Raw genomic sequence first — 14,395 nt, forward strand, 5'->3', positions numbered from 1 at the left:
TCTAGTTTTGGTGCATCATTTCTATTATGCATGATCCTTATCAAAAAGTGAATATTTCGAAAAGATTAAATCATTTCAACTATATCTTCTACTTCCTTTAGCATCGCCTTTTTTGTATTTTCATCGACATAAGGAACTGAATAAAAAAACTTATGAGTGATTGTTTCAATCCCGCAAAAATTTAAAATACCGACATCAACGATTGTCTCCATTGATGCAATTAACTGATATGGCTTTAAATAATTTTCCGGATGAGATGTTGTTTGAAAAATAATCGCTCTTTTATTTTGCAAAAGCCCTTTTGCCCCTTCATCCGTAAACGTAAAAGCGAAGCCATTCGTGAATATTTTTTCGATATATCCTTTTAAAATAGCGGGCATGCCGTTCCACCATGTCGGATAAATAAAAATTAATTGTTTCGCCCACGAAAAATGCATTTGTTCCTCTTGTATCGCTTTGGATACGGCTGGATTTTGTTTTGTAAAGTAATCCTCTTTTAAGACAGGATTAAAATTCATTTCATACAAATCCCGAATTCTAATTTCATGCTGTTTCTGCTGAAGTTTTTGTACAGTAGTCTGCAAGATCGCATAATTAAAACTGTTGGGATTAGGATGGGCGTAAATAATCAGTGTATTCATAAAACTACCTCCAGACGATGTTACTTTTAGTATGAAAGTTCTTGTTGATCTTCATGCACGACAGAAAATAATGAATCCCCTTTCATTTTTCATAATTTTTGAAAAGGAAAATAATCTTAAAATAAGGTTGAAAGTTAGTTGGAACTTGGTAAAATAACAGTAATCTAAATCTTTTTTAAAAGGTTGGGAATACTATTTGAGTACAAAAAAAACTTGCCGTTTTATTATTCATGCAACTGGAAAAAATGGAGAAACGTATTTAGCGACCTGTCAAAACAAAAGGGAAGTAAAACAATGGATTACAGCCAATCACTCGAAAGTAAATAAAAAAGAATTGAAAATCATTGACAAACAGAAAAAACAAATAGTAGCCAAAAACATTTTCATTGTGTCCACCGTTCTACTTGTACTTTATCAGCTTTATATACTTCTTTAGGGACATCCAGTCAATTGGCTGGATTTTTATTTTTGATCATTTAGGACAATTTCTTTAGTATAATATATAGAGAATTTGTTCTTTATAGGAGGAACTTGAATGGAAAACTGGATTACAGATTTTATGGAACAATATGGCTACCTCGGGATTTTTTTAATTATTGCGCTAGAAAACATTTTTCCACCGATTCCGTCCGAAATTGTCCTTCCTTTTGGCGGTTTTATGACCACTTATTCGAACCTGACAGTTCCAGGAGTTATTTTGGCGGCAACTTGCGGCTCCGTTGTCGGTGCAATCATTTTATACGGCGTCGGTCTGTTGCTGGATGTTGAGAGGTTGGAAAAAATTGTTGACCGTTGGGGATACATATTGAAAATTTCAAAAGAGGATATACATAAAGCAGACAATTGGTTTGATCGTTACGGCATATGGACTGTGTTATTTTGCCGAGTTATTCCGTTATTGCGAAGCTTAATTTCCATTCCTGCTGGAATGTCCAACATGAATTTCGTTTTATTTTTGATTTTCACTACGATCGGTTCTCTCGTATGGAATATATTTCTCGTATCGGTTGGCGCGGGATTAGGAGAAGCTTGGCCTCTCATTACCGAATACATAGATATTTATTCGAAAATCATTTATGCTGTGATCGCCGTTCTTGTATTTGCTGCAATCATCATTTGGTATTTTTTTCGATTCCGACGCTCCAAATCATAACGCTTTGCCTGAAGCGCTGAAAAATAATATATGCGCGTTTTTTATACTTTTGGCTCGCCTCAATCAAACAAATACCGCTCGCAATGATGATTGAGGCTTAGCTATTCCATTCATCGCTGATAAGCGATTATTTCCACTTGTCTGGCCGAATGAAAGGATATTGGAAAGCTGCTTCGAAAACGCGCTTTCCAATGATTTGTTTTATGCGTCATACAATTCAAACAATGTAGCGAGGCCCAGACCACCTGCGATTCCTAATGTTGCGATTGCCCGTTTGCCTCTCAATCTTTTCATTTCTGTGCAAAGCCTTGCAACAAGAATAGCGCCTGAAGCACCATAAGGATGTCCGATGGCAATAGCCCCTCCTCCCACATTCAGCTTTTCCAATGGGATGTTTAATTGCTTAACAGAAGCCAATACTTGAGAGGCAAAAGCTTCATTAAATTCGATTAAATCGATATCCTCCATTTGGAAGCCGGTTCGTTTCAGCAGCTGTTGCACTGCTGGAACAGGACCAATGCCTAAAAGGTTCGGATCGACACCTGCACTTGTACAATCGACAAATTTCAGAACGGGCAGAAGCCCAAGCTCTCGGCATTTTTTTTCAGACATGACAAGGACGGCACAAGCCCCGTCATTCAATGGACAAGAATTTCCAACAGTCACTGTGCCATTTTCTTTAAATATCGGCTTCATGGCACGAAGCCTTTCCAAGCTCAACCTTTTCCTTGGACATTCATCACGATCCATGCCATTTACAGGGACAATTTCACTGCTGAATCTGTCATTCTCCATCGCTTGAACCGCTTTTTGATGGCTGCTGTATGCAAACAAGTCCTGCTCTTCCCTTGAAATTTGAAACGCTTCCGCAACATTTTCCGCCGCTTCCCCCATTTCAGGATCACCGAACGACTCCGGCGAAAACCGTGCTCTCGTATAGATCTTAGGTGGCTTCATTTCATATAAAGATAAAGGTTTTTCAATTTTCCAAGGGGCAAGGCTTGTACTTTCGACTCCTCCGGCAATATAAATGTCGCCGGCTCCTGATTGGACAAGCCGGCAAGCGAGATTCACCGCTTCCAATCCTGATCCGCATTGGCGATCAACAGTAATACCCGGAACTTGATCGGGAAGCCCCGCTAAAAGGAGTGAGAGTCTAGCGATATTTCCTCCTGGACCGACCGCATTTCCTAAAATAACTTCATCAATTTCCTGCGGATCAATTCCGCTCTCGTCTACAACCGCTTTGATGACTGCAGCAGCCAGTTGTTCAGGGCGGACGTTTTTAAACATTCCCCCCATTTTTCCAATAGCCGTTCTTTTTGCCATAACAATGACAGGGATCGTCATTTTTCTTCCCCTTTCACAATGAATTCAAGTTCTTTTCGCGCAATCTTTCCGCTGGATGTATAAGGGAACTCGTCCACTTCATAAAACGTTCGCGGGCATTTATATAACGGGAGCTCAGATCGGCAATAGCGCTTTAATGCATTGAAGCTTCTATGCTGAGCTGTCTCTTTCCATTTAATAAATGCAACCGGCTTTTGCCCCCAATAATCGTCCTCTACTCCAATAACAACCGCTTCCTCAACCTCATCCCGTTCCTTCAAAACTTTTTCAATTTCTTCCGGATAAATATTTAAACCGCCGCTGATGAACATATTTTTCTCGCGCCCAACGATCGTTAGAAAACCGTTCTCGTCTAAGTACCCTAAATCACCAATTGATGCACCGTCATCCTTCAATACATTTTTTGTTTCAATCGGGTTGTTGAAATACCCTGAAAATAATAAATCGCTACGTACGACTACTTCCCCAACTTCATTAAAGGATGCTTCCGATCCATCTTTTTTTCTGATTGCTACTTCCACACCTGGAAAAGGAATGCCGACACTTTTTGGCGCTTTTTTAAAAATTTCATCATCGACATAACTGACAAAGCTTAATTCTGATGCGCCATAAAACTCAAACAACTGTCCGTTCGGAAACATTTCTTTTAACTGCTTTCTAGCTTCATAAGAAAGCTTTGCACCAGACGAAATGATTGTTACATTGTTCATTATGCATTTCTCTTCATTTTTCTTCATTTGAAGCAAAGCTTGAATCATCGTTGGAACACCATAAAATACAGTTGCCTCTCTCTTTAACAAAATATTAAATGTTTCCTTTTGAGAAAAAGCCGGGAGCAAATAAAAAGTCGCCCCGATATGTAAGGCGTGAACAGCCGCAAACAGGGACAACGAATGACATAAAGGACCGGGAGCAAGGATGACATCATTTTTTCCATATCCAAAAATTTGTTCTCCGACATTAAAGCTTTCCAGCCAGGATTTATGATTTCTCATATATCCTTTCGGTTTTCCAGTTGAACCTGAAGTAAAGCCGAGATAAAACAATTCTTCATCAAACTCTTCCCACTTCTCGTGATGATCCGTTTGGACATCTTTTTTTATTTCGTCAATTAACATGACGTTCTCCTGCTTTATTCCGGTCCGCTCCAAAAAATCGCGGCTTCCAATGCATACATCCAGCTGGCCGCTTTCCAATACATGCCGGATATCGCGCTTTCTCCATTTTGGATCAAAAGGAACAGCAATCCCGCCAAGTGTAATAACGGCAAAAAACACTTCTAAAAATTCTGAAGTGTTTCCCATTAATATGCCAACTTTTATATTTTTTTTGTTTGTCAATCGAACGAAAGCTGTTTGTATTTTTTTTATATTTTCGTACAGTTCATAATATGTAACTGTCTCTCCATTTATTTGTTTAATTGCCGGTTTTTGAGGATGTTCGTATGCAAATTGACTAATGTTTCTCCCGATCCCCATCAGCTCACCCCTTAAGCAGCCTGTTTATTACGAGCTTTAATCAATGGATACGATTTTTGAATTCTTACTGCCAAAAATGCTGAAATCACCGCTTTTGTTAAATCTCCTGGAATATAAGCCAACGCCGGTATGCTCGCACTTATCCAATTCATATTGGCAATCCAAGACAAATAGCAAATGCCGCATAAATAAACAAATAAAATGCCTCCAATTATATTAAATACTAACACTTTCCAAAATGCTAATTTTTCAAAATTCTTTTCAACTAAAAAACCGATTATAAAGGATGCAAAAGGCCAAGATAAAATATATCCACCGCTCGGACCAAATAATACTGCCAGTCCGCCTCTTCCGCCAGCAAGAATCGGTGCTCCGGCTCCTACAAGTAATACAAACAACAATAAACTGATAAATCCTCGTTTGGATCCTAATATTGCCCCTGCCAGCATCACACCCAATGTTTGAGCGGTGATTGGCACTGGCGTGAACGGAAGCGCAATCGGCGGTATGAGGCCGAGCACAGCAACAACAGCCGCGAACATTGATACTAATACCATATCATATAACTTCATATAAACAACTCCTTTCGAAAAAATTTTATAATCACATAATAGTTGAAATAACGATTTTTGTAAACCTAAAATTTATTTAAGTTTACATTAAAATGTTTTTTCATAAAGAAATGACAATTAGGCTTGTTCACGATACAATATCTTTATAATTGCTATTGAGGTGACTCTTGTGCCCGAACTAGAGCTGACTTTTGATACATTAATCATCGCCCTTTCACTGCAGATCTGCATACAGATCGGGCTAAACTTTTTTCATCGTTATGTCCGTACTGGTTATCAAATTTCTGCCAAAGCGAAATTTGAACAGTTCAAAAACAGCTTTTTTGACAGCATTTCAAGAGAGATCCCGTATTTCACTTTCCTTTTTCTTTCATTTCTTATAAAGAAAAGAAAGCGGAAAGAGGGACCGGACGATAAGGAGGATCATCTTTTTCCTTCCCTGTTGGAGACACATTTTGTTTATTTATAAGGAGGAAAAAGATGCGAAATATTTTGTATATCGTAGTCATGATCACTTTTGTTGCACTAACTGGATGCAGCACTGGCAGCTCAAATCAATCAGGCTTTTTCCATCAAACATTCGTTGAACCTTTTTCAATTATTATTAAAACTTTTGCGGACTGGTTTCACGGCAGCTATGGAATCGCGATTATTTTAATTACGGTCTTGATTCGGTTGATTCTTATGCCGTTCATGCTTCGCCAATATAAAGACCAGCAAAATATGAAATTGAAAATGGAGAAAGTCATGCCGGAGATGAAGGAGCTGCAAGAAAGGTTTAAAAAGGCGAATGATCAAGCAGAACAACAAAAAATTCAAAAGGAAATGATGGATTTCTATCGAAAGCACGACATCAATCCATTGAAAATGGGCTGCCTTCCCATTATTATTCAAATGCCGATCATCATGGGGCTGTATTATGCCATTCGCGGTTCGAAAGAAATTGCAACACATTCATTTTTATGGTTTAACCTCGGAACACCTGACCTTATTTTGACGCTTTGTGCTGCAGCTATTTATTATGTGCAATTTAAAGTTTCCATTAGAACGGTACCTGAAGATCAATTGCAAGGACCGATGAAAATGATGGGAATGCTGTCGCCGCTAATGATAGGAACAGCATCTTTTGCTTCACCAGCTGCCTTGCCTCTTTACTGGACAGTAAGCGGATCATTCCTTATTCTGCAAACATTACTTGCGCAAAAGCTCTACTATAAACCAATAGAAAAAGAAAAAGGCAAGAACTCTGAACAGTAGAATCAGTAGCCGTACAAAAATACCTTTTGCGAACAATATGAATAAACTAGCGAATTGATCTTTCCTCTTGCGTTAGACAGTAAAATCATCTATCTAGCGCAGGAAGAAATTTTTTTGATTGAAGGGGACTGTGAAAATCTTTGTGCTTATCTTCTCTCCAACATGCAAATGAATCTGCTGAAATTTTCCTTCAAAAAATCTTTTTGAACAACTGTTACTAGAAACTGCCAAACAAAAGAAGGAACCTATGTCAGGTTCCCTTTTCACACTTAGCCGATTTTACTTTCTTGTTTTTTAAAAAAAGTTTTCATCGCATGAAACACATCTGCTTTTTGCTTTAACACAAAATAGCGGAATTTCGGATTGTTGATGTTTTTATAAGCAGACATTAAGGTGGAGTATCTGTTGTACTGGTTAACCTCGCCGTAACAAAAGATGTTGCAAATTTTCATTAGTTCTTCGACAAGCTTCACGCATCGGCTGTTATCTGAAGTTAAATTATCTCCATCGGAAAAATGGAACGGATAAATATTGTACCGGGAAGGCGGGTATTTTTCTTCAATAAGTGCTAATGCTTTTCGATAGGCAGAAGAACAAATGGTGCCTCCGCTTTCACCTTTTGAAAAAAATTCATCCTCAGTGACAACTTTTGCCTCCGTATGATGGGCAATAAATTCAATATCTACCGTTTCGTATTTCGATCTTAAAAATCTAATCATCCAAAAGAAGAAACTTCTCGCCATGTATTTTTCCCATATTCCCATAGAACCGCTCGTATCCATCATTGCAAGCACAACAGCTTTTGACTCTGGTTTTTCCACTTCGTTCCAAGTTTTAAATTTCAAATCTTCCGGATATATCGGATAAAAACTTCGTTTTCCTGCCATCGCATTTCGTTTAAATGCCGAAAGCATTGTCCGTTTTTTATCAATGTTTCCCATAAGGCCTGTACGGCGAACATCGTTAAATTCTATTTTTTCAGCAATATTCTCATCCATTTCTTTTTGCTGTAAATCTGGAAGTTCAAGTTCCTGAAAGAACGCTTTTTCCAAGTCCATAATCGACACTTCAGCTTCATAATAGTCCTCTCCAGGCAAATCTCCAGCGCCTTCGCCTTTCCCAGCTGCTTGTGCATCATTTGTGCCATCCCTCGCAACGACATCGCCAATTTTACTGTCTCCCTTTCCTTGGCCGACATGCTTGTTTTTGTCATAGTTATATCGAATTTTATATTCATCAAGCGACCGTATCGGAATTTTCACTACATTTTTTCCGTTTGACATGATGATACTTTCTTCTGAAATAAGATCAGGGAGATTATTGCGAATCGCTTCTTGCACTTTTTCTTGATGGCGAACTTGGTCATCATGGCCTTTACGATGGAGGGACCAATCCTCTCTAGAAACAACAAAGTGATGGTTCCCTTTGGATGTCATTTTTTTCCCTCCCTTAAAAAACTTGGCAATTCTTTTATTATATTCAAACGAATGGGCTCGTTTGGACAAATAAAAGATTATTCTATCATATGCTCGAATCTTCCAAAATTGACATGCTGTTGCACACCTTTTTTGATTAGAAATTTTGAAAAAAATAGCGCCCATTCGGGCGAATCATGAACGAAACCAGATTCAATTGTCAACGATTTAGTAAACTGCCTACATAGCGAAGAAGTTCATTGGCAGATGTTGAATTGTATCCATATTCATCAATGAGTCTCGCTACAACCTCGTTAATTTTCTTTAATTGCTGTTCGTCAGGCGTTTTAGTTGACGTTGTAATTTTCACAACGTCCTTCAAATCAGCAAACAATTTTTTCTGAATAGCTTCGCGCAACCGTTCATGGGAATTGTAGTCAAAACGTTTCCCTTTTCTTGCATATGCTGAAATGCGAATCAAAATTTCTTCTCGGAAAGCTTTTTTTGCATTTTCTGAGATGCCGATTTGCTCCTCAATCGAACGCATCAATTTTTCATCCGGATTCATTTCCTCGCCTGTCAGCGGATCGCGGATTTTGCTTTTATTGCAATACGCTTCAACATTATCTAAATAGTTGTCCATTAAAGTTTTTGCCGATTCTTCATAAGAATAGACAAACGCCTTTTGAACCTCTTTTTTCGCAATTTCATCGTATTCTTTCCGCGCGATGGAAATGAAATTCAAATAACGCTCACGGTCTTCTTCTGAAATCGAAGGATGCTGATATAAACCTTCTTTTAACGAACGAAGTACATCTAACGCATTGATAGAAGGCACTTCTTTCCGAATAATGGTAGAAGAAATCCGATTGATGACGTAACGAGGATCGATGCCGCTCATTCCTTCTTCCGGATATTCCTTTTTTAGCTCTTCCACATCTACAGCATTAAACCCTTCAACCAATTCTCCGTCGTAAAGCCGCATCTTTTTCACAAGATCGATATCCGATCTCTTCGGCTCCTTTAAACGGGTTAAAATAGTAAACATTGCCGCTACTCTCAATGTATGCGGAGCGATATGAACATCGGATACATCGCTTTCTTTAATCATTTTTTCGTAAATTCTTTCTTCATCGGAAACCTTTAAATTATACGGGATCGGCATGACGATAATTCGCGAATGGAGAGCCTCATTTTTTTTGTTTGAAATAAATGAACGATATTCTGTTTCATTCGTGTGAGCGACTATGAGCTCATCAGCTGAAATGAGCGCGAATCGGCCCGCTTTAAAATTTCCTTCCTGAGTTAGAGATAGCAGATGCCATAAAAATTTTTCATCACATTTCAACATCTCTTGAAATTCCATCATTCCTCTGTTTGCCTTGTTAAGCTCTCCATCAAATCGATAAGCCCTCGGATCGGATTCTGAGCCGTATTCAGCAATTGTAGAAAAATCTATACTTCCCGTTAAATCGGCAATATCCTGCGATTTTGGATCAGACGGACTGAATGTGCCGATTCCTACCCGTTTGTCTTCTGAGAAAAAAATTCGTTCAACTAAAACATCCTCAATTCTTCCGCCGTATTCTTCTTCAAGGCGCATCATATTAAGTGGAGATAAATTGCCTTCAATTCGAATGCCGTATTCTTTATAAAAGTCGTCGCGAAGATGGTGCGGAATTAAGTGCAAAGGATCTTCATGCATCGGGCAGCCTTTAATTGCATAAACTGCACCTCTATCGGTTTTCGAATATTCTTCTAATCCCCTTTTTAACAAAGTGACAAGTGTAGATTTCCCGCCGCTGACAGGACCCATTAACAACAGAATTCTTTTTCTTACATCCAGCCGCTTAGCAGCGGGATGAAAATATTCTTCCACAAGCCGTTCCAATGCTTCGTCCAGTCCGAAAATTTCCTGGTTGAAAAATTTATATCGTTTTCGGCCATTAATCTCCTCAATCCCTGCATCTTTTATCATATTATAAACGCGAGAGTGGGCGGATTGGGCTATCCATGGTTTTTCTTTTAATATTTCCAAATATTCAGCGAAGGTGCCTTCCCATTTTAAGCGCTCTTCCATTTCTCTATGCTTTTCGATTTTTTTCAAAATATCCATCAGGGACCTCCTCCATCGTTGGTTTGAGCACCAGATTAATACAATTTATGCGAGGATGTCCTTAAAGATGCTTTTTGATTAGCTTAATGTTTAAAAATGAGTTAAAAAATTTTGACAAAATGACAAACCTTAGGGAAATTCTTTCACTCGTTGGGAATGTTAATGTATAATAAAACTAGTAATTTTTGATTACGTTGTACATATGAAGGAGGGATCTTTTTCATGAAAACTGCTTTAGTTTTAGGTGTCTGCATCGCATTTTTAGTTGCTATTTTCACGGCAGGATACAACGATAAACCTGGTGTCAACAAAAAATAATTTTGTGCATATTGATGATTTGTTCACAAGTAGTCCTCCCGGTAATTTTGTGAAGCGGTAAAGCAGGTAGGGAATTTCGGCTTGTGTTAGTTCCATGAAAATAACTCCAAAACATAAAAGGGGTGCTAATAATGGCGGCAGAAAGAGTATTTATCAGCCCTGCAAAATATGTTCAAGGTAAAAATGTCATTACAAAAATCGCGAATTATCTTGAAGGAATTGGAAACAAGACAGTCGTGATAGCTGATGAAATAGTTTGGAAAATAGCTGGGCATACAATAGTAAACGAATTAAAAAAAGGAAATATTGCAGCCGAAGAAGTAGTTTTTAGCGGAGAAGCTTCAAGAAACGAGGTAGAAAGAATCGCGAATATTGCAAGAAAAGCAGAAGCTGCTATTGTAATCGGCGTTGGTGGAGGAAAAACGTTAGACACCGCAAAAGCGGTAGCGGATGAATTAGATGCTTATATAGTGATTGTGCCGACAGCTGCTTCAACTGATGCGCCAACTAGTGCTCTTTCTGTTATATATTCTGATGACGGCGTATTTGAAAGCTACCGTTTTTATAAAAAGAATCCAGATCTTGTACTTGTCGATACGAAAATTATCGCCAATGCTCCGCCACGTTTACTTGCCTCTGGAATCGCTGATGCACTTGCAACTTGGGTGGAAGCACGCAGTGTTATAAAATCCGGAGGAAAAACGATGGCGGGCGGTATCCCTACAATTGCAGCTGAAGCAATTGCAGAAAAATGTGAACAAACTTTATTCAAGTACGGGAAGCTTGCCTATGAATCAGTAAAAGCAAAAGTCGTCACCCCTGCGTTAGAAGCGGTCGTCGAAGCAAACACGCTCCTTAGCGGACTAGGTTTTGAAAGCGGCGGTTTGGCAGCGGCTCATGCTATTCATAACGGATTTACCGCGTTAGAAGGCGAAATACATCATTTGACACACGGAGAGAAAGTGGCATTTGGTACTCTTGTCCAGCTCGCTCTCGAAGAACATTCACAACAAGAAATTGAACGCTATATTGAGCTTTATTTGAGCCTTGATTTGCCAGTCACGTTGGAGGACATTAAATTAAAAGATGCTTCGCGCGAAGATATACTAAAAGTCGCTAAAGCAGCAACCGCAGAAGGGGAAACAATCCATAATGCATTCAATGTGACAGCTGATGATGTAGCAGATGCGATTTTTGCTGCTGATCAATATGCGAAAGCATATAAAGAAAAACACCGCAAATAACGTTTTGAATTGGCATTTCTTCATGGGATACCTTGTTGACTGCAAAAAAGGCCAGGCGCTTTGACAGCTCTGGCCTTTGTATTTGCTTTTTTAACCTTATGGTAGTCCGCTCCTTCTCATACTTCCTTTAATAACCGCCAAAAATAATGTATATTTACAATCCGAAAGAAGCCCAAAACTAAAAGTGTTTAAGATAATCCATGAAAGCTTTGCTGTCTTAGCGCCTCATACACTAAAATAGCGGCAGTGTTCGACAAATTTAATGCCCGAACGTTTTCCGTCATTGGAATGCGCAAACACCGATCTTCATTTTCTGCAAGCAATTCTTTTGGAAGTCCTGTTGTTTCACGTCCAAAAATGAAGAAAATCTCTTTGGAAGGATCACTAAAATCATAGCTCGTATAATATCGTTTTCCAAATTTAGTTATATAGTAGAAATCCCCGTTCTGGTTTTGCTGAAAAAAATGGTCAAGAGAATCATAATAATGAATGTTTACAAATTCCCAATAATCAAGCCCTGCGCGTCGAAGCATTTTATCATCCGTTGAAAAACCTAAAGGACGAATTAAATGAAGGGCTGTATTAGTCGCTGCACAAGTTCTAGCAATGTTTCCAGTATTTGCAGGGATTTCTGGTTGAAATAAAACAACGTGTAATGCCACAATGATTCACCTCGAAAACTATTATAACATTTTTAAGAATCCTCATTATCATCAATGATATGAAAAAATTTATATTGAATGTTTTCTGTATAGGCAGTTGAGTCTTCGTACGACCAATATCTCATTCGGCTGTTGGATGTTTGGGCATTGACAAGCGGCATATCGCTTTTATCTTTTGCAACAACAAATGTTGAATGGTCAAATCTGCCGTCGCCTTGAAAATCATAACAAATCACATCCCCGGGCTTAAGCAGCTCAGGAGACGAAACTTCTTCCGCTCTAAGTCCTGTTTTTGATGTGGACAAATACAGCATCAGCGCATGAGCTACAGACCAGCTGTAGCTCCAATTATTATTCGCAAGCCACCATCCTGATGACCGGTTCGGGTAGCCTCTCATCGGCGCATCACCGGCACGTAAACATTGGGAAACATAATTTGTACAATTTACGTCAAAATAAGGATAATTCGGATTTCTGCTGTTCCACCACCGTTCCGCATATTGGACGCTTTTCAACCGATCATATTGAAAAGAAACCCGTTCATCTTTTCCATGCCACTCTTCGTTTGACCAATCATCCTCTTCATCTTTATGAAAACAGTCTTTTAGTTTAACTTCATCAGATATTAAATGACCTTTATTGGAAAACTTCGCTACCCGCTCTTCCCCAATTTCTTCTATATATAAAAAATCACCCTGCTTATAAAGAAGCCTGTAATCACATAAATAATCTACAACGGTTGCCTCATCTTCGATCTGTTTCGGCCATTTTATGAGACAAGTCGCTTTCACTATTTCCGCTTTTCGTTTTGCTGCCAGCTCTTTTTTCTTTTCACACCATTCAAGCTCTGAAGATTGCTGCCGATTGTGATTGACAGATTTGTTCACTAAAAATTGCAGCTTTTCATTTATTTTTCGATAAACAGCCTGTACGTCCACATTTGTCACCACCATTTTCGTTTCTTCTATATACGTATGATGGTGACAATTAAAATCATGCTTTCAACATTTCAATTCCTTTGACAATTTCATTCTTTACTTCTTCATCTTGTTCTTTTTCCAGAGCTTTTTCCAATTCAAAAAGCACTGATTGATCTCCTATCCTTCCAATCGCCCATGCGGCGGTTCCCCGAATAATCGGTCTTGAATCTTCGTGCATCAGTTTAATTAAGTCAGGCAAAGCCGTTCTATCTTTATAATGGGCTAAAGCGATGATCGCATTTCGCTGAATCGGTTTTTTTCCTCTCCATGAACCAGCTATATGGCCGAATTTTTCTTTAAACTCGCGGTTTGAAATATGAAGAAGCGGCTTTAATTTTGGCTTTGCAATTTCAGGATCCGGTTCCATTTCAGAATGGATATGGAAATCCTTTCCTTTATTTTCCGGACAAACAAGCTGACAAGTGTCACAGCCGTAAAGCCTGTTTCCGATTTTCCCACGATATTCATCAGGCAGAAACCCTTTTGTTTGCGTTAAAAAAGCAATACATTTCTTTGAATCGAGCTGCCCGCCTTGTACGAGCGCACCAGTCGGACATGAATCGACACATATGTTGCAGGATCCGCATCGGTCTTCAATGGGGCTGTCGGGAGGAAAAGGAATATTTGTAATCATTTCGCCCAAATATACATAAGAGCCGAATTCCGGTGTAATAATCATGCAGTTTTTTCCGCTCCATCCGATACCGGCTCGCTCTGCTACGGCCCGATCCGACAGCTCCCCCGTATCGACCATCGATTTAACCTGTGCTCCGTCCACTTTTTCTAAAATAAATCTTTCCAGCTTTTTCAACCGATCTTTTAGAATCACGTGATAGTCTGTCCCCCATGAAGCCCTGCAAAATAAACCGCGCCGCTCTTTTTTTGTACTTCTGGGAGCATTTTTCATTTTTGAAGGATATGCCAACGCTATAGAGATAATCGATTTTGCTTTTGGAAGGAGCAGCTCAGGATTTGTCCGCTTTTCGATATCAGGCTCCTCGAATCCTGACTGATATCCTAACTGCTGCTGTACAATTAACCGCTCCTTCAATGTTTCAAAAACATCAGCACTCGCAAAACCGATTTTATCGATTCCAATTTGCTTGCTGTATTCAATAATTTCTTGTTTGAGAACTGCGAAATCCACACCGCTCCACCCCCTTTGTTTTTATTTCAAAAAATATATAAACTATGTTAAGATAAAATGGC

13 protein-coding genes are annotated in these 14,395 nt (G+C 39.0%); 4 read left to right on the forward strand and 9 right to left on the reverse strand.

Annotation, left to right across the window (positions count from 1 at the left end; all coding sequences use genetic code 11):
* Positions 1-65 precede the first annotated feature (65 nt).
* On the reverse strand, positions 66-641 hold the full coding sequence (locus tag NSR00_RS09245; RefSeq protein WP_144597066.1) for an NAD(P)H-dependent oxidoreductase: 576 nt from the start codon (positions 639-641) through the stop codon (positions 66-68).
* Between the two features lie 196 nt (positions 642-837).
* Between NSR00_RS09245 and NSR00_RS09250 the strand changes: the two genes are divergently transcribed.
* A complete protein-coding gene (locus tag NSR00_RS09250) occupies positions 838-1,077 on the forward strand; it encodes a hypothetical protein (RefSeq protein ID WP_144597064.1) in 240 nt (79 codons plus the stop codon).
* Positions 1,078-1,176: 99 nt separating this feature from the next.
* Complete coding sequence (locus NSR00_RS09255) at positions 1,177-1,794, forward strand: DedA family protein (protein ID WP_066250903.1); 618 nt, start codon at positions 1,177-1,179, stop codon at positions 1,792-1,794.
* Between the two features lie 201 nt (positions 1,795-1,995).
* Here the strand turns inward: NSR00_RS09255 and NSR00_RS09260 are convergent, their stop codons facing one another.
* The 3 genes from NSR00_RS09260 to NSR00_RS09270 are packed head-to-tail and all read right to left on the reverse strand — an operon-like array spanning position 1,996 to position 5,194.
* Positions 1,996-3,144, reverse strand: coding sequence for a thiolase family protein (locus NSR00_RS09260; RefSeq protein ID WP_340788275.1), 1,149 nt, complete (start codon positions 3,142-3,144; stop codon positions 1,996-1,998).
* Complete coding sequence (locus NSR00_RS09265; RefSeq protein WP_340788277.1) at positions 3,141-4,622, reverse strand: AMP-binding protein; 1,482 nt, start codon at positions 4,620-4,622, stop codon at positions 3,141-3,143. The genes NSR00_RS09260 and NSR00_RS09265 overlap by 4 nt, the downstream gene beginning before the upstream one ends.
* An 11-nt stretch (positions 4,623-4,633) precedes the next feature.
* Positions 4,634-5,194, reverse strand: coding sequence for a biotin transporter BioY (locus tag NSR00_RS09270; protein ID WP_340788279.1), 561 nt, complete (start codon positions 5,192-5,194; stop codon positions 4,634-4,636).
* Between the two features lie 480 nt (positions 5,195-5,674).
* Here NSR00_RS09270 and yidC point away from each other — a divergent pair, with 480 nt between their 5' ends.
* Complete coding sequence (yidC, locus tag NSR00_RS09275; protein WP_340788281.1) at positions 5,675-6,451, forward strand: membrane protein insertase YidC; 777 nt, start codon at positions 5,675-5,677, stop codon at positions 6,449-6,451.
* Positions 6,452-6,720: 269 nt separating this feature from the next.
* On the opposite strand, the gene yhbH is transcribed toward yidC, so the two are convergent.
* Positions 6,721-7,887 (reverse strand): sporulation protein YhbH, encoded by a 1,167-nt coding sequence (yhbH, locus tag NSR00_RS09280; RefSeq protein ID WP_327856423.1) that lies wholly within the window; start codon positions 7,885-7,887, stop codon positions 6,721-6,723.
* A gap of 199 nt (positions 7,888-8,086) precedes the next feature.
* Positions 8,087-9,982, reverse strand: coding sequence for a PrkA family serine protein kinase (locus NSR00_RS09285; protein WP_063387245.1), 1,896 nt, complete (start codon positions 9,980-9,982; stop codon positions 8,087-8,089).
* A 449-nt stretch (positions 9,983-10,431) separates the two neighbouring features.
* Here NSR00_RS09285 and NSR00_RS09290 point away from each other — a divergent pair, with 449 nt between their 5' ends.
* Entirely contained in the window at positions 10,432-11,544 is a 1,113-nt protein-coding gene (locus NSR00_RS09290) for a glycerol dehydrogenase (protein ID WP_144597056.1), read from the forward strand.
* 188 nt (positions 11,545-11,732) lie between these two features.
* Here NSR00_RS09290 and trmL read toward each other — a convergent pair whose 3' ends face one another.
* From trmL to queG, 3 genes are read right to left on the reverse strand one after another with little or no spacing between them, the layout of a single operon-like run.
* Entirely contained in the window at positions 11,733-12,206 is a 474-nt protein-coding gene (gene trmL, locus NSR00_RS09295) for a tRNA (uridine(34)/cytosine(34)/5-carboxymethylaminomethyluridine(34)-2'-O)-methyltransferase TrmL (RefSeq protein ID WP_063387243.1), read from the reverse strand.
* A 32-nt stretch (positions 12,207-12,238) separates the two neighbouring features.
* Complete coding sequence (locus NSR00_RS09300) at positions 12,239-13,159, reverse strand: amidase domain-containing protein (RefSeq protein ID WP_186439328.1); 921 nt, start codon at positions 13,157-13,159, stop codon at positions 12,239-12,241.
* A 40-nt stretch (positions 13,160-13,199) separates the two neighbouring features.
* Positions 13,200-14,333, reverse strand: coding sequence for a tRNA epoxyqueuosine(34) reductase QueG (queG, locus tag NSR00_RS09305; protein ID WP_063387242.1), 1,134 nt, complete (start codon positions 14,331-14,333; stop codon positions 13,200-13,202).
* Positions 14,334-14,395 lie beyond the last annotated feature (62 nt).

Origin of the sequence: Aeribacillus sp. FSL K6-8394, from assembly GCF_038008865.1 — a bacterium.
GTDB lineage: Bacteria > Bacillota > Bacilli > Bacillales > Aeribacillaceae > Aeribacillus > Aeribacillus composti.